The sequence below is a fragment of the Pseudomonas sp. TWR1-1-4 genome (assembly GCF_049897165.1).
Taxonomy (GTDB): domain Bacteria; phylum Pseudomonadota; class Gammaproteobacteria; order Pseudomonadales; family Pseudomonadaceae; genus Aquipseudomonas; species Aquipseudomonas canadensis.
Window position 1 is genome coordinate 637,269 of sequence record NZ_JAFCVS010000003.1, and the last position, 22,278, is coordinate 659,546.

At 52.4% G+C, this 22,278-nt stretch carries 20 protein-coding genes and 2 pseudogenes; 6 read left to right on the forward strand and 16 right to left on the reverse strand.

The genetic code is table 11. The features are described from left to right. Window positions 1-95: 95 nt before the first annotated feature. Window positions 96-1,403 (reverse strand): C4-dicarboxylate transporter DctA, encoded by a 1,308-nt coding sequence (gene dctA, locus ACP7C6_RS11330; protein WP_122590618.1) that lies wholly within the window; start codon window positions 1,401-1,403, stop codon window positions 96-98. 102 nt (window positions 1,404-1,505) lie between these two features. Continuing rightward, window positions 1,506-2,675, reverse strand: coding sequence for a mandelate racemase/muconate lactonizing enzyme family protein (locus ACP7C6_RS11335; RefSeq protein WP_053123197.1), 1,170 nt, complete (start codon window positions 2,673-2,675; stop codon window positions 1,506-1,508). Window positions 2,676-2,774: 99 nt separating this feature from the next. Here ACP7C6_RS11335 and ACP7C6_RS11340 point away from each other — a divergent pair, with 99 nt between their 5' ends. Further along, window positions 2,775-3,668 carry a LysR family transcriptional regulator gene (locus ACP7C6_RS11340; RefSeq protein ID WP_426108729.1) on the forward strand — a complete coding sequence of 298 codons (894 nt, stop codon included), beginning with the start codon at window positions 2,775-2,777 and terminating at the stop codon, window positions 3,666-3,668. Between the two features lie 306 nt (window positions 3,669-3,974). On the opposite strand, the pseudogene ACP7C6_RS11345 reads toward ACP7C6_RS11340, so the two are convergent. The 3 genes and pseudogenes from ACP7C6_RS11345 to ACP7C6_RS11355 form a co-directional block, all read right to left on the reverse strand. After that, window positions 3,975-4,750 (reverse strand): annotated as a pseudogene (locus tag ACP7C6_RS11345) (SDR family NAD(P)-dependent oxidoreductase). A gap of 107 nt (window positions 4,751-4,857) precedes the next feature. Then, entirely contained in the window at window positions 4,858-5,154 is a 297-nt protein-coding gene (locus ACP7C6_RS11350) for a YciI family protein (RefSeq protein WP_426108730.1), read from the reverse strand. Between the two features lie 77 nt (window positions 5,155-5,231). Next, window positions 5,232-6,038 carry an SDR family NAD(P)-dependent oxidoreductase gene (locus ACP7C6_RS11355; RefSeq protein ID WP_426108731.1) on the reverse strand — a complete coding sequence of 269 codons (807 nt, stop codon included), beginning with the start codon at window positions 6,036-6,038 and terminating at the stop codon, window positions 5,232-5,234. A gap of 350 nt (window positions 6,039-6,388) precedes the next feature. Between ACP7C6_RS11355 and ACP7C6_RS11360 the strand changes: the two genes are divergently transcribed. Next, a complete protein-coding gene (locus tag ACP7C6_RS11360) occupies window positions 6,389-7,378 on the forward strand; it encodes an AraC family transcriptional regulator ligand-binding domain-containing protein (protein ID WP_426108787.1) in 990 nt (329 codons plus the stop codon). 92 nt (window positions 7,379-7,470) lie between these two features. On the opposite strand, the gene ACP7C6_RS11365 is transcribed toward ACP7C6_RS11360, so the two are convergent. Continuing rightward, a complete protein-coding gene (locus ACP7C6_RS11365; protein WP_426108732.1) occupies window positions 7,471-8,166 on the reverse strand; it encodes a B3/B4 domain-containing protein in 696 nt (231 codons plus the stop codon). Window positions 8,167-8,211: 45 nt separating this feature from the next. On the opposite strand from ACP7C6_RS11365, the gene ACP7C6_RS11370 reads away from it, so the two are divergent. Both ACP7C6_RS11370 and ACP7C6_RS11375 read left to right on the forward strand, forming a co-directional pair. Beyond that, entirely contained in the window at window positions 8,212-8,823 is a 612-nt protein-coding gene (locus ACP7C6_RS11370) for a helix-turn-helix domain-containing protein (RefSeq protein ID WP_426108733.1), read from the forward strand. Window positions 8,824-8,848: 25 nt separating this feature from the next. Further along, window positions 8,849-9,481 (forward strand): LysE family translocator, encoded by a 633-nt coding sequence (locus tag ACP7C6_RS11375; RefSeq protein ID WP_426108734.1) that lies wholly within the window; start codon window positions 8,849-8,851, stop codon window positions 9,479-9,481. A gap of 270 nt (window positions 9,482-9,751) precedes the next feature. On the opposite strand, the gene ACP7C6_RS11380 is transcribed toward ACP7C6_RS11375, so the two are convergent. Together ACP7C6_RS11380 and ACP7C6_RS11385 are read right to left on the reverse strand one after the other, a co-directional pair. Beyond that, complete coding sequence (locus ACP7C6_RS11380; RefSeq protein WP_426108788.1) at window positions 9,752-10,330, reverse strand: DUF1349 domain-containing protein; 579 nt, start codon at window positions 10,328-10,330, stop codon at window positions 9,752-9,754. A 106-nt stretch (window positions 10,331-10,436) separates the two neighbouring features. Next, complete coding sequence (locus tag ACP7C6_RS11385) at window positions 10,437-11,291, reverse strand: SDR family oxidoreductase (protein ID WP_426108735.1); 855 nt, start codon at window positions 11,289-11,291, stop codon at window positions 10,437-10,439. Window positions 11,292-11,376: 85 nt separating this feature from the next. On the opposite strand from ACP7C6_RS11385, the gene ACP7C6_RS11390 reads away from it, so the two are divergent. Further along, window positions 11,377-11,784 carry a winged helix-turn-helix transcriptional regulator gene (locus ACP7C6_RS11390; protein WP_426108736.1) on the forward strand — a complete coding sequence of 136 codons (408 nt, stop codon included), beginning with the start codon at window positions 11,377-11,379 and terminating at the stop codon, window positions 11,782-11,784. Between the two features lie 330 nt (window positions 11,785-12,114). On the opposite strand, the gene ACP7C6_RS11395 is transcribed toward ACP7C6_RS11390, so the two are convergent. The 4 genes from ACP7C6_RS11395 to ACP7C6_RS11410 all read right to left on the reverse strand — a co-directional run bounded on the left by ACP7C6_RS11395 (window position 12,115) and on the right by ACP7C6_RS11410 (window position 18,019). Further along, window positions 12,115-13,251, reverse strand: coding sequence for an ATP-binding protein (locus tag ACP7C6_RS11395; protein ID WP_426108737.1), 1,137 nt, complete (start codon window positions 13,249-13,251; stop codon window positions 12,115-12,117). Between the two features lie 334 nt (window positions 13,252-13,585). Continuing rightward, window positions 13,586-14,062 carry a hemerythrin domain-containing protein gene (locus ACP7C6_RS11400; protein WP_426108738.1) on the reverse strand — a complete coding sequence of 159 codons (477 nt, stop codon included), beginning with the start codon at window positions 14,060-14,062 and terminating at the stop codon, window positions 13,586-13,588. A gap of 284 nt (window positions 14,063-14,346) precedes the next feature. Then, entirely contained in the window at window positions 14,347-16,098 is a 1,752-nt protein-coding gene (locus tag ACP7C6_RS11405; protein ID WP_426108739.1) for an ATP-binding protein, read from the reverse strand. A 343-nt stretch (window positions 16,099-16,441) separates the two neighbouring features. Continuing rightward, window positions 16,442-18,019: an ATPase domain-containing protein gene (locus ACP7C6_RS11410; RefSeq protein WP_426108740.1), complete on the reverse strand. Its 1,578-nt coding sequence runs from the start codon at window positions 18,017-18,019 to the stop codon at window positions 16,442-16,444. Window positions 18,020-18,227: 208 nt separating this feature from the next. Here ACP7C6_RS11410 and ACP7C6_RS11415 point away from each other — a divergent pair. Next, window positions 18,228-18,497: pseudogene (locus ACP7C6_RS11415) on the forward strand (nickel/cobalt efflux protein RcnA); the annotation flags it as partial. A gap of 110 nt (window positions 18,498-18,607) precedes the next feature. On the opposite strand, the gene ACP7C6_RS11420 reads toward ACP7C6_RS11415, so the two are convergent. The 4 genes from ACP7C6_RS11420 to ACP7C6_RS11435 form a co-directional block, all read right to left on the reverse strand. Further along, entirely contained in the window at window positions 18,608-18,739 is a 132-nt protein-coding gene (locus ACP7C6_RS11420) for a DUF2256 domain-containing protein (protein ID WP_426108741.1), read from the reverse strand. Continuing rightward, window positions 18,736-20,274: a cryptochrome/photolyase family protein gene (locus ACP7C6_RS11425; RefSeq protein WP_426108742.1), complete on the reverse strand. Its 1,539-nt coding sequence runs from the start codon at window positions 20,272-20,274 to the stop codon at window positions 18,736-18,738. The genes ACP7C6_RS11420 and ACP7C6_RS11425 overlap by 4 nt, the downstream gene beginning before the upstream one ends. Continuing rightward, window positions 20,261-20,734, reverse strand: coding sequence for a thiol-disulfide oxidoreductase DCC family protein (locus ACP7C6_RS11430; protein WP_426108743.1), 474 nt, complete (start codon window positions 20,732-20,734; stop codon window positions 20,261-20,263). The genes ACP7C6_RS11425 and ACP7C6_RS11430 overlap by 14 nt, the downstream gene beginning before the upstream one ends. 229 nt (window positions 20,735-20,963) lie before the next feature. Continuing rightward, window positions 20,964-21,638, reverse strand: a complete 675-nt coding sequence (locus tag ACP7C6_RS11435) for an HAD family hydrolase (RefSeq protein ID WP_426108744.1) — start codon at window positions 21,636-21,638, stop codon at window positions 20,964-20,966. Between the last annotated feature and the right edge of the window lie 640 nt (window positions 21,639-22,278).

Below are 22,278 nucleotides of genomic sequence, written 5' to 3' on the forward strand. Positions count from 1 at the left end.
AGTAATTTGTTGGTCTCATTCGATTTGAACGAAACCTGGAAGGCACTACCGGTCACAACCTTTTCTAAGGCGAGATGACCGGCTCCCTTTGCAGATTATTTCTGCGCCAGCAATGCCTTCCTGGCCGCTTTTTCGTGTTTCATGGCGGCGATTTCACGCTCGCAGGCCTCGACATCGAACGAGTTGTCCCACTTGGCAATGGCGATGGTGCCGATGCCGTTACCAATCAGGTTGGTCACGGCCCGTGCTTCGTTCAGGAATCGGTCAATGCCCAGTAGCAAGACGAGGCCCACCAGAGGAATGGAGTGGATGGTTGTTAGCGTTGCCGCAAGGGTTATGAACCCGGCACCTGCGACGCCAGCGGAGCCTTTTGAGGTCAGCAGGAAGACGCCCAACAGAATCATCTGATCCATAAACGTCAGTGGAGTATTGGTTGCCTGTGCGATAAAAATCGCCGCCATGGTGAGGTAAATGCAGGTGCCATCCGCATTGAAGGCATATCCAGTGGGTAGCACCATGCCCACCACTGACTTCTTGCAGCCCAGCTTTTCAAGTTTCACCATCATTCGCGGAAGCACGGCTTCGGTTGAACAGGTGCCAAGCGTGATGAGAATTTCATCTTTGAAATAACGAAGAAATTGCATCAGCGGCATGCCCGACCATCTGGCAACAGTGCCCAGCACCACCACGATGAAAATCAAGGTGGTGATGTAGAGCGCAACCAGCAGTTGGCCGAGTGAAAGCAAGGTTCCAATGCCGTACTTGCCTATAGTGAAAGCCATCCCGGCGCCGGCACCAAGGGGAGCCAGGCGCATCACCATTGCCACGATCTTGAACAGCCCTTGCAGAAATAAGTCGATGGTATTGATGAGCGGCTTGCTGGTTTCGCCCATCTGAACGAGGGCTACGCCCATCAACACCGAAATCAGAATGACCTGAAGCATAACGCCATTGGAGAATGCGCCAATGAAGGTGCTTGGGATGATGTTGAGAAAGAAATCGATAGTGCCGCCCTGTTCCGTGGCGGCTTGGCTGTACTTGGCGATAGCGCTGGCATCAAGCGTGGTAGCGTTGATATTCATCCCGGCGCCTGGCTTTGCGATGTTGACCACAATAAGGCCGATGACTAGCGCAATGGTTGAAAGGATTTCAAAGTAGAGCAGCGCTTTGACGCCGATCCGCCCAACCTCCTTGATGCTGCCCATCTTGGCGATACCAACCACGACGGTACCGAAAATAATAGGCGCCAACAGCATTTTGATGAGTTTGATAAAGCCATCGGCAAAAGGTTGAAGCTTGGCTCCGAATTGCGGTTCAAAGTGACCAATCGCAGCGCCGATGACGATGCCGATCAGCACCTGCACATATAGCTGGCTGTACCAGCGGGACTTGGAAATTTCCACGGAAGCACCTCATTTTATTTTTGTGATGGGCATGTGGTTTGGCGTCAGCGGATGACGCCTGAGTCTGCGGTCTCTTTGAAAGAAACCGCAGATCGAGCTTGATCAGCCTTCGCCTAGCTCGCGCATGACTGCGTACAAGGCAGACTTGGCTTCGAAGCCAACACCTGGGATATCTGGCAGGCCGACATAACCATTTTCCACCTTGATTCCATCGGCGAAGCCACCGAAAGGCTGGAACACGTCGGGGTAAGATTCGTTGCCGCCCAGGTGCAGACCGGCTGCGATGTTCAGGGACATCTGGTGACCACCGTGCGGAACTACGCGGCGGGAAGACCAGCCCATTTCTTCCATCACTTTCAGGGTGCGCATGTACTCCACGAGCCCATAGGACAGCGCACAGTCGAACTGTAGGAAGTCGCGATCCGGGCGCATGCCGCCGTGACGCAGCAAGTTACGAGCGTCTTGGTGGGAAAACAGGTTTTCCCCGGTCGCCATGGGCAATTCATAGTGATTGGCAAGCTCAGCTTGGAGTGCGTAATCGAGCGGGTCACCGATCTCCTCGTACCAGAACAGGTTGTACTTCTTGATGGCTTCCGCGTAAGCAATACCGGTCTGAAGATCGAAGCGCCCGTTGGCATCTACCGCCAGTCGACGACCGTCCCCAACCACTTCGAGTACCGCTTCGATGCGACGGATATCTTCGTCCAGTGGCACCGCACCGATCTTCATTTTGACAACGTCGTAGCCACGATCCAGGTAGCTTTGCATTTCTGCCTTGAGTTTGGTCTGGTCTTTGCCTGGGTAGTAGTAGCCACCTGCTGCGTAGACCCAGACCTTGTCATCGGCCACGCCGTTACGGTAACGATCAGCCAGCAGACGATAGAGAGGTTTGCCTTCGATCTTGGCGACGGCATCCCATACAGCCATGTCGATAGTGCCAACTGCTACTGAGCGCTCACCGTGACCCCCAGGCTTTTCGTTGGTCATCAGGGCTTTCCAGATGGCAAACGGATCCAGGTTATTGTTTTCATGGTCGACAAGCGTGTCTGGATCAGCTTCGGTAATACGCGCCAGGAAGCGATCACGCATCAAGGCACCTTGACCGTAGCGACCATTGGAGTTGAAACCGTAACCGATGACAGGCTTGCCATCGCGAATCACATCCGTGATGACAGCGACGACCGAGCAGGTCATCTTGGAGAAATCGATATAGGCGTTGGCAATTGGAGAGGCAATAGAAACAGTTTTTTCACGGATGTCTACGATGCGCATGACGGGTTCCTCTTGTTGTTTGTGGCCCCACGTTATGCTTTGCGATGTCACCCGCCCAATGCTATTAATGCCGCACCCTATGCACAGGAGGCATGGCCCATGGAACTCGTTTGGCTCGAAGATCTTTCAGCACTTGCGGAGTACGGCAGCTTCGTCCGCGCCGCTGAAGCACGCCATGTTACTCAGCCGGCCTTCAGCCGCAGAGTTCGTTCGCTGGAGAGTTGGATGGGGGTCGAGTTGTTTGTGCGTACACCACAAGGAGCAACCCTTACCGAGGCTGGAAGACAAATTTTGCCCAGCGCTCAGGAAGCAGCCAGACATTTGTACCGGATGCGCAACGAGGCTCAAGAGGTAGCAGGGATGGCAGCCAAGTCGCTGCAATTCGCGGCGACTCACTCCCTGTCGTTTACATTTTTTCCTAAGTGGCTTCGAAGCTCAGAAAATGGTGCACCCATTGAGGCCGTGAAGCTGCACTCAGACAGCATGGCTGTCTGTGAGCAGATGCTGATACATGGCCAGGTTCAGTTTCTGCTCTGCCACCGACATCCTGATGTTCCGCCTCTCCTAGCGCCCGATCAGTTCATCAGCAAAAAAGTTGGTGAGGACGTCCTCGTACCTCTCGCGAGCGCTGCCACTAACTTCGGCACCTCCCCAGCGGCATTGCCGTACCTCGCTTACACCCATGAGTCTGGCCTGGGACGTATCGTCGCCCACAGACTTCGAGGGAAGGAAGACTACCTTCACCTCAAGCCGCTGTTCAGCAGCCACCTTGCAGCGGTGTTAATGTCCATGGCCTTGGAAAGTAAGGGCGTGGCGTGGTTGCCCAAAAGCCTTACCGAGCAAGAAATCCTAGATGGGCGCTTAGTCAGAGCTCTCGACGAAAGCTGGGACATACCTTTAGAAATCCATCTGACCCGCCCAAAAGCGAGCCTCAGTCAGTCTGCTGAAGAGTTCTGGTTCAGGGCGGGCATTGACCAGGCGACTGGTATATGACGCGAGGCATGGGTCAGTCGGACGAAGCGGTGGTGAAGTGGACGAGAGATGGCAGGTAGTGCTGCCCCCGGCTCCACACCATGAGCTTGCGTTTGTGGCTCCCTTCCAGGGATCGATCAGAGTGTCGCTGGGGCGTTGGTAGCGGACGCGCATTAAGCTTGTCCCGACTCCATTCGGTTCGCGGTTACATCGATGTGAAAATTGAGGCGGCGGTGGGTTAAGCGCCGACATCGAAAAGGCTGATTGAGCTAAAGTGGCCGGCGCTGTGCATCGCTCGGCCACTACAAAGATACGACAACATCCGTATTACAACGACTTGTAGCGCTCTGCTGGCTCGGAGTTGCTAAAGCCAGATGCAAGTACGCCACGTGCGTGCTCGAAAGCCTCCCAAGCTGCCAATTCAGGTACAGGAGGAATCGTCACCAATTCTCGGCGATCAAAACCAACCAGAGCTGCATCCACCAGAGCCTCTACTTCCATTACATCTGGCACTTGGCTGATGTCACCACCTGCACGCTCATAAATTTCAGTGCGCGTTGCAGCAGGAAGTACAGCCTGCACATACACGCCCTTAGCGGAAACCTCAGCGGCCAAGCTCCGAGACAACGTCAGAACGTAGGCTTTGGTGGCTGCATAGATACCGTGTGAATACTCTGGTAGCAGGGCCAGCACTGACGCGATGTTGATAATTGAGCCGTTACCACGCGCCACCATTTTATCCACGACAGCAGAGGCAAGCAGAGTCGGTGCGACTACGTTTAGGGTCAGCAGGGATTGCATCTTTTCAGGCTCAGCGGTGGCAAAGTCACCGACCAATGCCGCCCCGGCGTTATTCACCAAGATATCGATCACCGGATCGGTACGAAGGCGCTCCACAACAGTTTCGAGTTGGCCAGCGTCGTGAGGTCTGCAGCGATGACCTCGACCGAAACGCCATGGGCATCGCGCAGCTCGGATGCGAGCGCATTTAGTCGATCAGTTGCGCGAGCGACAAGTACAAGGTCGTGGCCGCGTGCAGCCAAGCGGCGTGCATAGATTGCGCCGATACCACTTGAAGCACCTGTAACGAGGGCGGTAGTCATATAAATCCTACTTATCTAAAAAGTAAGCGGCAGGATTTGCCGCGAGAAATTTATCTCAATATTTTTGAAGAACGGTGCGAATAGCTGAGGCGTAGTACCTAACTTAGTCAGGGCCGCGCAGCCAGGCTTAACATAGTGTAGTGCTCGTAATGACCTACACCGTTTTTGACAACTGGATCTTGCGATGTCAATGCAACGACATCTTGATCATCAGCGAGTTGATAAAGTGAAACACCGTAACCACCGGTTTCGTCGATCACTGGGCCATGCGCGACGATCAACCCTTGACTGAGCAGATCATTCAGATACACGCCATGCTGTTTCATCCATTCCTTTTCATCAGCTGACATGGTTGCTAGAAAGTCAGAGCGAGGGGGGATGAATTTGCACAAGTAGTATTTCATCTATTGGTTCTCTTCAATTTATGATCAGCTTTTCAAGCTGAGTGCTACCGCCTGGTACGAATTGATATTTCAATTGCTTACTTTGCCGACGTCACGCTTTTCAGTATTGAGTTTTCAAAAAGCTTAGGTGCATAGCTCTGCAAGAACAGAATCATGCCGGTCATTTTGCCTACCGGATTACTGAACTTGGACTTCTTACCTTCAATAAGCTTGCTGATTGCTCCCACGACAATGCTAGGGTCTTCAGCATCATCGATTCCCTTTTGTGTTGCCGCATTCGCCTTCGTCCTGTAAGCGTCGTAGTCAGCAATACGGTTAGTCGTTGTGGAAATGGCATTGTGGCCCAGGTTAGTTTTAAACCAGACGGGCTCGATCATGTTTACCTTAATGTTGAATTGATCCAGTTCGAAGCGCAAAGATTTGAAGTAGCCTTGAACTGCGTGTTTAGAGGCTGAATAGAAAGAAAGATTCGGCGGGCCGATCAAGCCGACAATGGAACTGATGGTAATGATTTGCCCCTGCTTTTGACGGCGGAAATAAGGGAACAGGGCATTAGTGACTTTAACTGTGCCCCAAAAATTGGTTTCAAACTGTTGGCGACCAAGCTCAACCGAGGTCTCTTCAGCGATACCAGTCACCATGTAGCCGGCGTTATTCACCAGGACATCCAAATGCTTGATGTGCTGAAACAAGGTTTCCGTGAATCGTTTAATAGACGCGTCGTTGTCGACATCGAGTGCGAGCAGTTTGAACGGCAGTTGAGCCGCATACTTTTCGGGTGTACGGCTGGTACCGATAACATCAAAGCCTTGTTGATGAAGGCTTTTGGCTAACATCAACCCAAAGCCGGAGGATGCACCAGTGATCAGGACTGTCTTTTTCATATGTCTACCATTAATGGGAAGTTCATCCCGTCGAGTACGCGGTTGGTTCCGGTATGTTGAGACGTTGTCGCATCGATGACGGCATCAGACGGACACTGCTAAACCCGGATGACGTATAGATTGCTCGGATTAACACCATTAGGCACTCGCCTAACGCGCCGATATGACTGCAAAACACGCCAAGATCTCACGGGCCAAATTGGCGCGATCTGTCGTTGTTGTGGCGTGATCGGCGCCCTAGACTGGGGGCTGGATACTTAAAATCACCACCAAGTGAGAAATGAAATTTCATGGTAGGCAAACGCAGCTCCGCTTTGGACTTCTCTGTTTGGCCGGGATGGCGATTGCTGATGCATGATGCCGGCTTAGCCACTGCTCCTATTTTGCGGCGCGCAAAAATGCCTGGCGATTTGTTTACGCGGCAAAACGTACGTTTGGATTCCGCGAATTTTTTCAACCTGTGGCGGGCTATCGAAGCCGAGGCTGTCGCTGTTTGCCCGGAATTGCCCGCGCCCCTTCAGATCGCGAAAGTTATGTCCTCGGACTGGTTTGATCCGGAGCTATTCGCAGCACTATGCAGTACCAATTTAAGTGGCGCTCTCGAACGGATTGCCAAGTACGTGCGGCTAATTGCGCCTATGACGATTCGGATCGTGCGGACTGATGCGCACACGACGGTAACCATGGATTTTCTAGATCCTTCGGAGCCGCCGCCAGAGGTTTTTTTAGCATTCAAAATCGTGTTTTTCGTGCAACTAGCGAGGTTGGCTACTCGTAGTCCTGTGAAACCGCTGCAGGTGAGCCTGCCATCACTGGCTAATGAGCTGGATTCTGAGTCATATCAAGCTTTCTTCGGTATTCCGGTTACTCGAAGCCCCTTGGCCACCGTGGTATTTACCGCTCAAGACGTCGAGCGCCCCTTTCTGACAGAGAACCACAAGATGTGGTTGTTCTTCGAGCCTAGTTTGCGTCAGCGGTTGTCCGACCTGGAGAGGACTTCCGGCATGGCCGATAGAGTACGCAGTGTCCTGCTTGAATCCCTGCCGGCAGGAGAAGTCTCGATGGAGGCGGTGAGTCGAAAGCTCGCCGTCAGTACCCGTACGTTGCAGCGCAAGTTGCACGATGAAGGGACAACGTTCCAGCAGACATTAGACGCGCTGCGTGCTTCGTTGGCACGTCACTATCTGCGGAATACGGCGATGTCGAGCGCTGAGATTTCTTTCCTTCTAGGGTTTGATGACTCCAACTCTTTTGCTCGAGCATTTCAGTCCTGGAGCGGCATCACACCTGCCAAGGCGAGATCAGAGATGGCTGCTTCCAGTGAGCATCAGGTTCCATAGCAAGCATTGGGTAATAGCATCCTCCCAAGCCTACTATGGCTTTGCTCATTTCAGATTCTCGGTTGGTATCAAAACCTAAATCTATGTAGGAATTAAGGGCGGCTTGCCTCAACAAGAAAACTCTCAATCTGGGCGCCAGGCATCATTGCGTGCAAGCCTGCAATTAACTTGTCACCCGCTTCTGTTAGAGCCTCTATTGGCATCGGCGGTAAGCTCTCCAGGATGAACCACATGTGCTTGGCATCAGAGGTCAGGCGGGTGCGAATACCTTGGCGCCAATTCCAGCGCCGGCATGTGATACCGCGATCATCCCGCCAAACCACTTCACCTGGATCGGGGGATTCGTGCACGGGCGCGCCGTCCTTCATTGTGTCAAACAGCTCGGTTCCATCGGCAATTACAAGACGAGGGGAGCCGTCGTACGCTTCAACGTTCTCCCCCCCCACCGGTATCGCATATTGAATGCTGATAGCGTTATACAGATCTACCACGGGCTCAATACTGGCAAGGTTGCCGTCGCGGAAAACCCGCTTGCGAAGGGCTTCTGCGGAGCACGGCGTGCGTTGTGGTTTTGCACCAAAATTGCGGAAGACATCGGCCCACGCGTTGAGGTGAGCCTCAGCCCACACCGCATCCTTTGTAAGAACGATTTCGCACGCTGTGGCTAAGGCTTCCTTGCCAATGTCAGGATTGGTGATTGGGGCGGCTTCAACCAAGATGCTTAAGGCTCTGAAGCCAGGAGCAAGCCTCACCACTTCCTGGCTGATTGACGGCATTACGGATAGCATCAGAGAATCTCCAAATCCCTAAATTAGAATTTATGCTAGCTACCAATGACCAATAAAGTCAATATATCGACCGACCCAGGTGCTGACGTGCAGACAGTCAGTGAGGCAGTGTCACGCAGGCTGAAACGTGAGCGGCAGGATCAGAAACTCTCGCTGGATGAGTTGTCTCGTCGTTCCGGCGTGAGCAAGGGAATGGTGGTTGAAATAGAGAAATGCACCGCGAACCCTAGCATTGCCACGCTCTGCAAAATCGCTGCTGCTCTTGGGCTTTCTGTGGCAGATGTTGTGAATGTTGCCGACACTCCTGCTGCCCACGTTATCAAAAGCCAAGACATACCAACACTATGGAGTGGGCCATTAGGTGGATCCGCTAGGCTTCTCGCCGGGACGAGCGGCCCGAACATGATTGAGCTTTGGAGGTGGGAGCTTTTCCCGAGTGAGACGTTTGAATCGTCTGGGCATCCTCACGGCACGACTGAGCTGTTTTATGTGGAATCTGGAACACTTCATTTCACTGTGGGTGAAGCTGAGTTGGTTGTGTCAAAGGGATGTGCAGCAGTGGCAAAAACAGATGTACACCACGCATATTCGAACAAGGGAAAGTCCAAACTGGTGTTCACCATGTCGGTCACAGAGCTACACCGTCCTGCACGTTAACTTTGAGAATCAACGGGAGAAACCTGTGATCGACGTACACAACCTGCTGTTGGTATTCACCGCATACATCGTCGGAGCAGCAAGTCCGGGGCCCAGTAACATGCGGATAATGGGGGTTGCGATGCACCAAGGCAGGCGATCAGCGTTAATGCTTGCTGCAGGTGTAGTAAGCGGGTCGTTCTTCTGGGGATCGCTGGCAGCAACGGGCGTAACAGCGGTATTAACGCAGTACGCGCAAGCATTGGTAGTTCTGAAGGTTTTTGGGGGTATATATCTGCTTTTTTTGGCAATCAAGGCGGGACGATCAGCTTTCACGACTGATGAAGCACTGGCAGCTCAGACGGCGGCGTTTCCGAGCGTTTCTGGTTTCAGACTCTACCAACGCGGCCTGCTGATGCATCTGACAAACCCCAAAGCGTTGCTGGGATGGGTGGCCACAATGACTCTCGGGCTCGGGCCTGGGGCACCGCCAAGTACAGCCTCCATCATTCTGGCAGGGTGCGCGATGCTGAGCATTACGATCTTCTGCGGTTATGCTGTTGTCTTTTCTACTGCGCCCATGCTTAAGGGTTACCGCAAAGCCCGTCGGTGGATCGAGGGAGCACTCGCGACAATCTTTGGAGGCGCTGGGCTGAAGTTGCTCCTCTCTCGGAGCTGACTTTCACCCGAGCGGAGGAACGTATCTCGAGTTTCGTTTTGAGCATTTCTCGCTAACAATTGTGAAGATCAGTTTGCTCCTGAGCTGAGCCCAAATTCAGGTTTGCATACGTTGGATGTAAGAATACCTTCCCCCCTTAAGTGTCATCATCATGCGCGACCCAATGACGGGGATTGCGAGGGGATTGTCATATAAGTGGCAGCCGGTTTAATTATCCAAGGTGCGATGCCCAGAGGCGTCCCTCTAGCGCCTATGTCACTTTCCGTCGCATCAGCTCAGGTCATGAAGCTCTCGTTCCAGTGGGCGGATCAACGACCAATCTGAAAACCTGACTTTCAATCCTTGCCGCTGTGGTGTACAGCAGATCGGGCCTACCTGATAACTATCCGCTTTAGGGAAAGGTGCAAGCCTGAGCAAGGGCCAGCTCATGCCATCTGTTGAATACTGCACACGAAGCACGCCGTTGGCGACGGTCACGCGAAGCCAAAAGTCGCGCGGATCTCCAGAAAAGAAGCCAGGCGCCCAATCAGACTGACTCTGAGTGATGACGCTGCTGATCATCGCATTTCCGTCGTTAAACTCGATTCCCGCCTTGACCCAAGTTTGCTCGTCGATCCTGACCATGATTCCTGCTTGGTCATAGAGTTCGCGGAAGTCTGCGTTAACTCTGACCTGAGCGGTGAACCCACCCGTGGCTGTGAACCCTAGAAAATGTCCGCTATCGCGCACGAACCCATAGTAGGTTTCACGCCAGAAATCGGTTTTGTCGTCAGTCACCACCTCCAGTGACTGATCTTCCAGCACGCGGTGAAAGCCGGGCTCATTGAGCCACTCTGCAGCTTCCCAGATCGATTCTCCAGCATCATGATTCACGTCATCAGCAACCATCTCATCACCCATGATCGCCCCCAATTCGCTCCTCGCGCACCGAGGGACTGTAGTTTTACTTCTTAAGCTACTCCGAGAGCGCCACTGCGACGGATTCTGAGATCGGTGTGGTCTTCCGGCCAATCAGGCGGCTGAGCTCGTGAGAGTCGTCAAACAGCGCACCTTTTGCAGCAGCTGCATCCGAGTCGGCGAGCATTGAGGCAAGACCTTCAGGTAGGCCGATACTGACTAGGGCTGACTTATACTTCTCCTCAGAGAGATCCGTGTAGACAACAGCCTTGCCAGACTGCAGCGATACTTCAGCAGCCAACTCCACCAAGGAGTAACTCTCATCCCCAGCAAGCTCGTAGATCTTGCCTGCATGACCAGTGGTCGTCAGAACAACCGCAGCGGCATCAGCATAGTCTGCACGGGCAGCAGAAGAGATACGACCATCGCCAGCGCTACCCAAAATAGCGCCGTGCTCTACAGCAGGCTTCACGCCCGCTGTGTAGTTTTCGTTATACCAACCATTGCGGAGCAACACATGATTGAGACCTGACTCGGCAAGCGCCTGCTCAGTTTCCACATGTTCCGCAGCGAGGCCCAAACTCGATTTCCCCCCATGGAGAACGCTGGTGTAAGCCAGAAGCTTAACCCCAGCAGCCTTGGCTGAGTCAATAACGGCACGATGTTGCTGCGTACGCTGACCGACCTCACTGGATGAGATAAGCAACAGCTGATCTACACCGACCAGCGCGCTTTGAAGTGTGCCGGGCTGATCGTAATCAGCTTGCCGTACATCTAGACCTTTCTCCTTGAGGTCTTGCGCTTTGGCAGGGTCTCTAACAAGGGCAATCACGTTTTTTGGATTGACGCGTTTGAGCAGCGCATCGATTACAAGTCTACCCAATTGGCCGTTAGCACCGGTGATGGCAATCATAAAAGCACCTTGAACAAAATGTGATGAGGATTCATCCTAAGCGCCAAACTAACTAATAGTAAGTACGTACAAAAAGGTAAGTGTGATGATCAAGCAACAGCATCCTCCTCAAAACTTCACGGCGAAGGTGCGGCGCGGAGAGTTGATGGACGCTGATTGTCCGTCTCGGCAAGTGCTCAAGCACATGACCAGCCGCTGGGGGGTGCTGGTTTTGGTTGTCCTCATGGACGGAACGCATCGTTTTAGCGAGATACGTCGAAAGATAGGCGGGATCAGTGAAAAAATGCTTTCCCAAACCCTCCAAGCCTTGGAAGGTGATGGACTCGTCGAGCGTATTTCTCACCCAGTCGTGCCTCCTCATGTGGAATACAACCTGACCGACATGGGGAAACAGGCGGCCTCAAAGGTTGAGGCAATGGTCGAGTGGATCGAGGAAAATCTGCCCGAGATAATGCAATTTAAACGAGCGGCAGAGTTCGATGGGGGTAGCTGAAAGCCTCATTGCGAGGTCATTGTTTAGCCATCTCTAGGAGTGCCAAGCTTCGATTGTTTGGAGCCTGCCTAGGTCGAAAAACATTGCCAATGTGTCGAGCGCCTGACTGGCCTGGGAATCGCTAGCGATTAGGGGATCTTCAGCGCTAGCAATGCTTTCTGCATAGCGGAGTAAACAGAGTTGTTGGCCACGTAGATTGCGTCCCACCGCCACCACCATTCTGTACAAGACTACGCCGCTCGATCATCTCTCGGGGTTGAAATGGAACGGCTGACAGACGGTTTGGCCCATGATCAACAGAGCGTGGCATCAGATGAATGTGCACTTCATTCAAACGCTGCTCTCGCATGTCGGTATTCGTACGATGAAGGTGGTGCCTTGACTTTGGGTTGACGTCACATCAATCACGCCACCGTGAGAGGTTACGATTTCTGAGGCTATGAATAGTCCAAGGCCTAATCCTTCTGAGGGCCCGTGCTCTACAAATGAGTGCTGAGAAAATCGGCCCATTGGGTTAAATATGAATGGCAAGACGTCGTCAGGTATTGGCTCTCCGCTGTTGTGAACGGAAAAAACAGCGTCATTTTCCAAAACCGTTAGCTTCACTTCAATGGGGCGTTGTCCGTCGCCGTGTTGAACCGCGTTGCTAATGATATTTGAGAAGACCTGCTCCATTCGCGCACCGTCAAACATACCTGGAACTAGCGCCTTTTTTTCAAATTGAATATCTGTGCACGGGTGAAATGCTCGGATCTCATCAACAATGCGCTCGCAAATTGGTGCCAAATCTAAGGTCTCTTTTCTGACAGGAATACCTGGGCCCATCTGGCATCTTGTTAAATCTAAAAGGTCTCCTACGATCTGACTCGCTCGCTGGACGCTGGTGAATATCTGGGAGGAAATCTTGGTCACCCGGGCGTCAACGTTCTCCGAACGTCTCAATACATCGGCGCCGAGTAAAATCGCCCCCAATGGTGTGCGCAAGTCGTGACCCAAAATTCCGAGGAATACATTGCGAGATGCATCAACAGCCCGCGAGTAGCTAGCAATAGACTCTGACAGCGCCTGATCAATCGCCTCATGGAAGCGTGTCATATCGTCAATGTCCATGAGAGTGCCAGCTTTGATCTGCTTCAACCATTGACCGAGCACACTCGTCCTGAGCGCTCGATACTCCGATACCATTTGGTCGATTGTGAACCCGGCCATTAGTCGAGTGACAGCGTGGGTTTCAGCGGGCGTCTCAATGTCAGTAGTCGGTGCATTACCCTGTGCTTTGGCAATCTGTTCTCGCGCCGTCTGTTTGGTGCGCAGGTCAATGACAATGGCATTAAGCATTTGCTCGGCGTGATCTCGCAGCCCCTCGGCATCTAGCGGGGCGCCGGGGGTGTCAATCGTGCGCGCGAAATCTTCCCACGCCTGTAAAATTGGCTCAATGTTGGCGTCGATGAAGTCTGAGAGTCGCATGCCGGTATTCCAAATGAGGAGGGCGAATCCCTGGCAGGGGAGAGGGGAAGACGCAAAGGCGCAGTAGAACACGGAAACACCAACTCGCAGGGTCGGTGTAGCTACATTGTTCACGATTAGACGTTCATGTTGGCTGAGGATGGGCTCATGCTCATCAATTTGATGATGCCGTCCGTCTGTCAGTGAGAAATTTTTAAAACCTTAGGTGATTACGGAGTATAGGACGTAGCGCGAGCTGGACTACTGGTATGAGTATTTTGCATTGCCCGTATTAGCGTACGGGCTTTTTTTCGGGCAAAAAAAGGCCCAGCGCTGAGCTGGGCCTGCTTGTCGATCATGCTGCGAGACTTGGGTCTGAAAGCGATTTTTTATACGCTACTTTCATCTCCTCCATTTGCTGACCCAACTCATTAAGTTTCTCTTTGCCGAGAAGTTTGTTTGCCTGAGGAAACATTTCCGTCTCCTCTTCTTCGATATGGTGTTCCAAGAGTTCCTTGACGACCTTGACGCGCCCGGAAAACTCAGGAGTTCCAGGGTCAGTTGCTTTCAAATCTGGCAACACAAGGGAGTCAACAGTGCGATGTTCTTCCTTTGCTTCGTAGTACATCACCTCCTGTTCCTTGCCCCCAGCTTGCTTGAAAGCGGGATAGAGAATCTCTTCCTCTAACTTCGTGTGGATTGTTATCTCGTGCTCTAGCTTAGCCAGCAATTCAGTGCGTTTTTTGATGCCGCGCTCAGTTGATTCGCTGAGCTGAGTCAGAATCGCTTTGACGCGTTCGTGGTCTGCTTTCAAGAGGTCAATGGCGTTCATGTCGGATTCCTTCAGTAATCACAGTTAAACGCGCGTCGATTAGTGTGCCAACGCTACGCGAATAGCTGTAATGCACCGACTGTGCCAAATTAGAACTTCATCAATATCTAACAAAAACAATAAGTTATTGGGCGGTTAGTTTGGCTTTAGCCATGCGTTTTGCCCGAATCATTGATCCAGGTGTTGCAGATGGCCCAGTGGTTTCGGAAGCGAGGGCCTACATATAGTAGTGATTTGATATGAATTATAGTTATCAGAGAACACCTCAACGTCGCATAAGTGCATCAATCGGACAACGTCGCTTTAGCGTAATCGACCTCGAGCATTTTACTTACTAACTCTGCAAGCACTTGTAATGGAAAAGGCTTCGTCAGGAGCTCCATGTGAGGGCCCAGGAAGTTCTCACGGTTGGCTGCATTCTGTGCATACCCTGTCAGAAAGAGAACGGGTAAGTCCGGCCATCGCTGCTGAGCGATTTCAGCAAGTTGCCTTCCGTTCATACCTGGTAGTCCTACGTCGGTTACCAAAAGGTCAAGCTGAGGTAGCGACTCCATGATTTCTAACGCTTGGTGGGCATCGTTTGCGATCAGCACTTCGTACCCTAGTGCAAGGAGTACCTCAGAGTTCAGCATTCGCACAGACTCATCGTCTTCAACAAGAAGAATGGGTTGACCGATACCAGCGGTAACGGGCGTATGAGTGGCAATTTCAATCGATTCATGCGATTCGATAGCCGGCAGGTATATCGACACAGTAGTCCCATTACCTGGAGCACTATTTATGGTCAAGCGCCCACGGCTCTGCTTGGCGAACCCGTACACCATCGAAAGTCCTAGTCCTGTGCCTTGGCCCTGCGGCTTTGTGGTAAAAAACGGTTCGGTTACCTTGCTCAAAAATGCAGGAGGGATTCCCATCCCAGTGTCACATACGTCGATGCGGACGTAGGAGCCAGGTGTCAATGCGTCCGGGTCGGCAAGCTCCGTCGCGAAAGTCTCACTATGCGTTGAAATCGTGATGGCACCACCCTTCGGCATGGCGTCTCGTGCGTTGATCACCAGATTGAGCAGTGCGTTCTCTAGTTGGTTTGCATCTGACTGAACCCAAGGCGCTGAGTCGGCCAGATCTAGAATGATTTTGATCTGCTCGTTTACTGAGCGAGCTAACAGATCGTGAAGACTGACAACGAGCTCGTTCACCCCAAAGGGCTTTGTGTCTAATGACTGTCGCCGTGAAAACGCCAAGAGGCGCTGAGTTAAGGATGCTGCCCGTTGCGCAGAGGTCTGAGCGGCACTGATGTACCTCTCAACGCCCCCGATATTTGCTTTAGCCAGTCTCAGCTTAATGAGCTCCAGAGCACTTAGAACCCCAGTAAGCATATTATTGAAATCGTGGGCAATGCCCCCCGTGAGCTGGCCGACTGCTTCCATCTTGAGCGAGTGGCGTAATTTATCCTCAGCTAGCGCGCGCTCATTACTCTCAGTACGGAGTTGTTCCAAGGCCTTGGCCAACGCTTGAGTACGCGTTGCAACTTGTATCTCAAGCAATTCATTGAACTCTCGCAGAGTTAACTCTGCGCGCTTTTGATCAGTAATATCGACGATGACAAGGGCGGCGCCAATGATCTCGCCACTTGATTGCCTGAGCGGAACAGCGTTAATCCTCACCCATGAATCGGCGCCGTCTTCGGTGTAATGGCGAAATACAAGTCCATCGACGGAATCTCCACGAAGTGCCCTTACTCCTGGAAACATTTCCGGTGGAAGTCTCGTGGCGTCTTCCTCCTCCGAAAACCATGCCTGCTCACTCAAGTGGGGCGGTGTGAGGCCAGTGGGGAAGTAATGGTCGTAAAGTGGGTTGCTAACGAGGGATGCACCAGTCACATCGACGAAGCAGACGCCGACGGGGATGTTTTCAAGCAATATCCGTAATCGCTCACGCTCCTCAGCCAATTCAGCGAGCTTGTCGCGCATTTCGAACTGACGCGCTCGAGATTGCCAGGCTGCTGCAATAGCGCTCTGCAGTGAGGAAGAGCTCATAGGTCGCTCAAGTACCACTACGTTAGCGGTGTTGCTCGGAAGGCGTCTTCGAGCAGCATCGTTATCCCGTCCTGCTCGAGAGTGGTTTGAGGCCAATAGAACGATTGGAATATCTGACCAGTGGGGTTGAAGTGCGAGAGCCGCTCCGAGTTGGGAAGCGCCCGCAGCGAGCGCCTCCTCAGTCAGGAGGATCACGGCGGTATTAGGGCCGACGCATTCAGATAGGGAGGAAATATCCGAAAACACTTGAGTTTGGTAGCGCTCCCCTAGCACCTTTTGAAGGGTCGCGGCGTCCCCTTTAAACGGGGCCGATATCAGGACAGTGCGACCATACTCTTCCAATTCACTTACCCCCACTTCGCTCATCTAACAGCGGAGCGCCCGCACCGTGGTACGCAGGCGTGCCCGTGAGTACCCCGCTGAAATCCGCTAGTGGCTCTCCGATACGTAATCCACGGTCGTCGATCTTCAGTTCGCGAATAGTGTCCTCGTGCGCTCCGCCACGGTTTTTCAGTACCGATATCGCCTTGCGTAAACGACCTTGCGACTCAAAGAACCGAATCAAAATTACCGTGTCGGCGACGTAAGAAATATTCAAACTCGTCGTCATCGTTCCGACTAGGCCAGTTTGTGGGTTGATGAGAAACGTGACTACGCCCAACTGAGATAAGTACGAAAGCATCTCATGCATTTGAAGAATTAGCTGTTGCTCCTGAGGCATGGCAGCAAGGTAGCCATTGAGACTATCGACGACAATCAATCTGCTGTTACGGTTTTCTACCTCATTGCGCACCCGCCAAGAAAACTCTCCAGGGGAGATCTCGGCAGGATCTATTTGCTCAACCAACAGCAAGCCTTCTGCGATGTAGCGCTTCAAGGGCATGCCCATGCTTTCCGCGCGACTCAGGAGTGTGGCGATTCTCTCATCGAATTCATAAATGGTGCAGTTTTCACCCCGCTCACAAGCGGCGGCTAGATATGACAATGCCACTAAAGTTTTGCCAGAGCCCGCTGGGCCGGTGATCAGCGTGCTGGTGCCTCTGAGCGGGCCTCCCATCATGAGATCATCAAGTTCGTTGACGCCGCTATCGATTGCCTCCGCTTTAAATTCAACGTGATGCCTCGCAGCGATCATACGAGGGAATACTTGGAGGCCGCCTTTTGCGATTGCAAAGTCGTGATAACCGGCAGTGAAGTCAACTCCACGAAGTTTTTGTACCTGCAACCTACGTCTTGCGGCTCCAAAATCTAATGTCAATCGCTCCAAGGTAATCACGCCATGGCAGATGCTATGGAGATGATTATCCCGCTCACCATTGGCGGCAGTGAGGTCATCTACCAGTAGTACGGTGATATCGCGCCCCGCGAAATACTGCTTGAGTGCTAAAACCTGGCGTCGATATCTAAGCGGATCTTGGGCGAGCAGACGCATCTCTGAAAGGCTGTCAAAGACAAGGCGTCGAGGCATTAGGGACTCAACGCGATCCTGAATGAGCTTGATTGTATCGCCTAGCTCCGCTTCCCAAGGGTGGAGGATCGACTGCTCCCCTGCGGCTCCGAATATCTCTTCAGTAGCTGACAGCTCAAACAGCTCAATTCCGGAGATGTCCCAGCCGTGGGAGCGGGCCACGCTTTCTAATTCTTCACTGGTTTCTGAAAGAGTGATGTACAGCACCGGCTCATTCGCCGCGACACCGTTCAGCAAAAATTGCAAACCCAAGGTGGTTTTGCCCGCACCTGGAGTGCCCTCAACTAAATAGAGACGGTTTCGGGGCAAGCCACCCTTGAGGATGAGATCTAAGCCCTCATTGCCTGTGGATAGCGGATTGGGTTGAATCCTCGCGTCGAAGACGCCAGTGGATGAGTTGAGAAGTCTTAGGAGCGAATTCTTTAGCCTTCTAGAACCTCCAGTCCTGGACATGCTTTGAAATCTTCGACGCGAATAATTTGTTGATACACATCAGACGTAAGGCAGCGGCGCTCTCCAAACGTTCAAACCCTGAAAGATGTTCGATTGTGTTTCGCAGCCTACGTTGACCGTCCGAGTCATGGACAATATCGCGAAGTCCGTGTCTTCGCCTATCTTGTGAATAGGTCAGCCGCTTCCCGAAAGCTCTGCGTCCGTTGAGCTCATTTCTTGTCCAGCTGCTATCACCGTCCTGTTGCTCGGCCTTCAGGCCAAAGAAGTCGCCCTGGGTGGTATATTTGTCCTGAGCGTCAGTATTGGTTTTGCCCTCACATTGGTAGGTGCAGCCGCCGCTATTGGTGCGAAACAAGCTTCCAACCGCTGGCCATGGCTGGGCACTGTTGCACGACGTGCGTCCCACTTTTCAAGCGTGCTGATTATCGTTGTTGGCCCTAACGTTGGATATTATGGCCGGGTCGGCATGAACGCATGACCATCGCGACTTGAAGCAATGGAAGACAGAACATCAGACACCGTCGAGTTTTGTCTGACCAAGTAATCTAGGGGTCAATACAAACGGGCCGGCGATGGCCATTTTTTGTTTCAGCTTTTACTTCTCCGGCAGCGCTCAGAGCAATAACGAACTTCCTCCCAGCAGCGAGCCCATTTCTTCCGCCACGCGAAGGGCAGGCCGCAGGTTACGCAGGTTTTGATTGGAAGCTCACTCTTTTTCAAATTGTCCTGCCTTCATCCAGTTCTGCAAGTAACCACTGGCCACGCTGCCAGAGTGCTTGCTGCTTGGATTCATCCATGCGGTCGAGGTTTTTATAAATCATGGCCATGCGCTGATTGCCACGAAGGCGGTCGCCGTGACGCATCAGGAAGTGCCAATAGAGCGAGTTAAAAGGGCAGGCGTCATCGCTGGTGCTTTCGCTTACCTTGTAGGTGCAACCACGGCAATAATCAGACATTCGCTTGATGTATTGACCGCTCGCGCAGTAGGGCTTGGAACCTAGATACCCGCCGTCGGCATGCATGACCATGCCGAGTGTATTGGGCAGCTCCACCCAATCGAAAGCGTCCATGTAGATCGCCAGATACCACTCACATATCTGACTCGGTGCGATACCTGCCAGCAGTGCGAAGTTGCCAGTCACCATGAGCCTTTGGATGTGGTGAGCGTAGCCATGCTCAAGGCTCTGGTTGATGGCTTGGCGCATGCAATTCATCCGCGTATCGCCCGTCCAGTAGAACTCTGGGAGCGACCGCGAATTACCGAATGCGTTGCCGTCGGCATAGTCAGGCATCTTCAGCCAGTAGACGCCTCGGACATACTCCCGCCAGCCGATCAGTTGTCGAATAAAACCTTCGGCAGCGTTCAGCGCAATGATGCCCGACAGGTACGCCGATTCAACATCGCTGCACAGCTGACGAAGATCCAGCAGTCCAATATTCAGCGCGGCGCTTATTCGGGCATGAAACAGGAACGGCTCGTTACTGGCCATCGCGTCTTGGTAGTCGCCGAAGGCTGCCAAGCCCCAGTCGAGAAAGTAATCCCAGAGGGCCTGAGCTTCCGCATGGGTTACCGGGTAGTCGAATGTGTCGAGCGTACCGTAGTGGCTTGTGAAATTTTTGCCAACTAACGCAAGAACATCTCGCGTAATTGCGTCAGGAGTAAAACGTGCGGGAGATGGAGGCCTTACGCCCTTGGGTAATGACTTTCTGTTTTCCGCATCAAAGTTCCAGGCGCCTCCGACCGGGCTGCCGTCGCCATTGAGTAATAATCGGCTCTTACGGCGCATCTCGCGGTAGAAGAACTCCATGCGCAGCTGCTTTTTACCATTCGCCCAGGTAGAGAACTCGGCACGGGAGCAGAGAAAGCGAGAATCCGAATGCCACGTTATCGCCAAGCCACAGTCCTTTATCGATTGCTCCAACCGCCAGTCACCGCACTCAGTGATGTGGATTTCATCTGGTTGCCAGAGTGCGTGCCACCGCTGTAACTCGCGCGGCACCGATCCAGTATTTTCTGGGTCATCGAGCTTTACGTACTGCACCTTGACTCCCCGTTGCTGTAGCGCCTCGGTGAAGTGGCGCATAGCGCTGAAGATCAAGGTGATCTTTTGCGGATGATGAGGAACATAGCTGGCTTCCTCCATCACCTCGACCATGAGCACGATATCGAACTCGATATCAACGCCCTGCAGTGCGGCAAGGTCGAACGACAGCTGATCACCCAAGACTAGGCACAGGCGCTTAACGTTTTTCATCAACACCTCTAACAGCCGACATCTGGCTACAAGGGGCGCGTTGGGTGTCTGTCACCGCACAGCGCTCATCGCGACACCGAACGCTGCCATCAGGATGGGGCAGCCATGCTAAATGCGGACGCAACCAGCAAAACAGGCGATACCCAAAGTTTAGAAGTGGCCTGGTCGACCGCCATGATAACGGCGCGGCCCAGATACCGAGACCCGCTGCTCGCCAGCTCCAAAGCGTAGCGTCCAACCCAGTGACCCAGGTTCCATCGCCAAACCTTGCGTGCAGTGACGACTGCATTTCAACGAGCGTGAACTCGAGATATTCAGCGTTGAAGGTTGCCGCGCTGATATCGACAAATAGAAGACGATCAGGCGTGGCCCTCGCCCTTAGGAGCTTGATTTCTCGCGCGCAGAGCGGGCACTGACCGTCAAAATAAAGCGTCAGAGGCCATTTCTCGTTCTTGTACAATGCGGTGAACCTTGTATAAGTTTTTTACAAGATATGCTCAAAAAACTTTGATGACAACGGGCTCCAACCTCCACCAAGAAATTAGGTTTTTAAGACGCCCCCTCGACAGTTTTTAGGTTTGCTATCTGAGACACAGTTTGGGCTATGTGAGCTCACAGACCATCGGTAAACATAAAAACTGAGTTGTGGAGTCATTGGGCGAACTGCATAGACTAACGACTATCAGAACTTACGGCCTAGCAGCGATTTCCTCTAAATGTCGTAACAGGTCTTGAGGATCCTCGTAAACTCTCAGAGCTCCTGCTCTTTCCAGCTCGCTAATATCGTAGCCGCCTGATAGCAAGCCAACACCTGTTGCTTTACATCGTCGTGCTGCAAGCATGTCCCATATCGCGTCTCCAACCACGACGCAGTCTTCGATGGGTACCTTGAGTTTTTTGGCTGCTGCAAGGAAAAGATCTGGATCAGGTTTGCCGTATTTAACATCGTCACGTGTGATGATATTGATATTATTAATATCTAGGCCAAGAACCTTCAAGTTGATCTTCGCAGTGGACGACCCACCACTGGTAGCAATACACCACCGTATTTTTTCGTCCGTAAGCGTCTGCAGCAGTTCGACTGAACCTGGAAGTGCAGAGATTTGTCCCTTAAGCGCTTGATATGCAGCTGCATGCTTTTTAGTTAATACTTCTCCTTGCTTATCAGTAATTGTCACGCCGGTTTCGCGTGACAAAGTTTTCAGCATTAGGCCTCCACTCATTCCTATCTTTCGATGAATGCGCCACATTGCGAGCGGAATTCCCTCTGAATTCAGCGCCTCTTTCCAAGCCGCAACGTTTTGATAAACGCTGTCGGTCAGTGTGCCATCAAGGTCAAATATAAATGTGGTCTGAGGTCGCATGAAAATCCTCCTGGTTATAGATGGGGTATGTAGTGCATCATTGCATCTGTAGCTTGAAAGCTAGGTTTTATTTGGTTTGGGAAGTTCTCTCAATATCGGCGGGGCCCGGTGTGACGCGACCTCCATTCGCTATTTCATCATCTTCTCGGCTGGCTCTCTCGTCGTCTGAAAGACCCGCGTGTTGTAGGTCGATTTGCGTAGGCGGCGTGGTGGTATCTTTACTTGGTATGACGCTGTTATCTGAATCAATGTGCTTATTCATTTTATATTTCTCCATAATTAAGTATTAACCACATACAGTTCAGAGACCAAAGGTAGACACGCGTTCATTATTTCGGAGGAGATGATGTTTTTGAGTTGAATGATGGTCATTGCTACAGGTGGGATCTTGGATCTGTATGACGTTGCCCCTCGCCCACGCGTCCGCCCCTTTTGCCACCTCAGGCTTTCAAGTCGGGCAAGGTCATAGTGAATTACGGGGGTAGTGGCGTTTCGGAATCGAAAACACGTCATCTTCACCAAGACTGGGTTTCGTCGCGATATCGATGATTTACCTCAGTGATAGTTTTAATAATCTCTCAGATTGACGACGACCGGTGAGAATAACGTTATTTACCGCCGCTGGTCAGTACAGCCGGAT

Excerpts from the sequence above, each read along its gene's own strand:
- ACP7C6_RS11350 (WP_426108730.1), bottom strand. The coding sequence starts at position 5,154 with ATGAAATACTACTTGTGCAAATTCATCCCCCCTCGCTCTGACTTTCTA.
- ACP7C6_RS11360 (WP_426108787.1), top strand. The coding sequence starts at position 6,389 with ATGCATGATGCCGGCTTAGCCACTGCTCCTATTTTGCGGCGCGCAAAA.
- ACP7C6_RS11410 (WP_426108740.1), bottom strand. The coding sequence starts at position 18,019 with ATGTCCAGGACTGGAGGTTCTAGAAGGCTAAAGAATTCGCTCCTAAGA.
- ACP7C6_RS11335 (WP_053123197.1), bottom strand. The coding sequence starts at position 2,675 with ATGCGCATCGTAGACATCCGTGAAAAAACTGTTTCTATTGCCTCTCCA.
- ACP7C6_RS11370 (WP_426108733.1), top strand. The coding sequence starts at position 8,212 with ATGACCAATAAAGTCAATATATCGACCGACCCAGGTGCTGACGTGCAG.
- ACP7C6_RS11340 (WP_426108729.1), top strand. The coding sequence starts at position 2,775 with ATGGAACTCGTTTGGCTCGAAGATCTTTCAGCACTTGCGGAGTACGGC.
- ACP7C6_RS11390 (WP_426108736.1), top strand. The coding sequence starts at position 11,377 with ATGATCAAGCAACAGCATCCTCCTCAAAACTTCACGGCGAAGGTGCGG.
- ACP7C6_RS11425 (WP_426108742.1), bottom strand. The coding sequence starts at position 20,274 with ATGAAAAACGTTAAGCGCCTGTGCCTAGTCTTGGGTGATCAGCTGTCG.
- ACP7C6_RS11395 (WP_426108737.1), bottom strand. The coding sequence starts at position 13,251 with ATGCGACTCTCAGACTTCATCGACGCCAACATTGAGCCAATTTTACAG.
- ACP7C6_RS11435 (WP_426108744.1), bottom strand. The coding sequence starts at position 21,638 with ATGCGACCTCAGACCACATTTATATTTGACCTTGATGGCACACTGACC.
- ACP7C6_RS11355 (WP_426108731.1), bottom strand. The coding sequence starts at position 6,038 with ATGAAAAAGACAGTCCTGATCACTGGTGCATCCTCCGGCTTTGGGTTG.
- ACP7C6_RS11365 (WP_426108732.1), bottom strand. The coding sequence starts at position 8,166 with ATGCTATCCGTAATGCCGTCAATCAGCCAGGAAGTGGTGAGGCTTGCT.
- ACP7C6_RS11405 (WP_426108739.1), bottom strand. The coding sequence starts at position 16,098 with ATGAGCTCTTCCTCACTGCAGAGCGCTATTGCAGCAGCCTGGCAATCT.
- ACP7C6_RS11400 (WP_426108738.1), bottom strand. The coding sequence starts at position 14,062 with ATGAACGCCATTGACCTCTTGAAAGCAGACCACGAACGCGTCAAAGCG.
- ACP7C6_RS11385 (WP_426108735.1), bottom strand. The coding sequence starts at position 11,291 with ATGATTGCCATCACCGGTGCTAACGGCCAATTGGGTAGACTTGTAATC.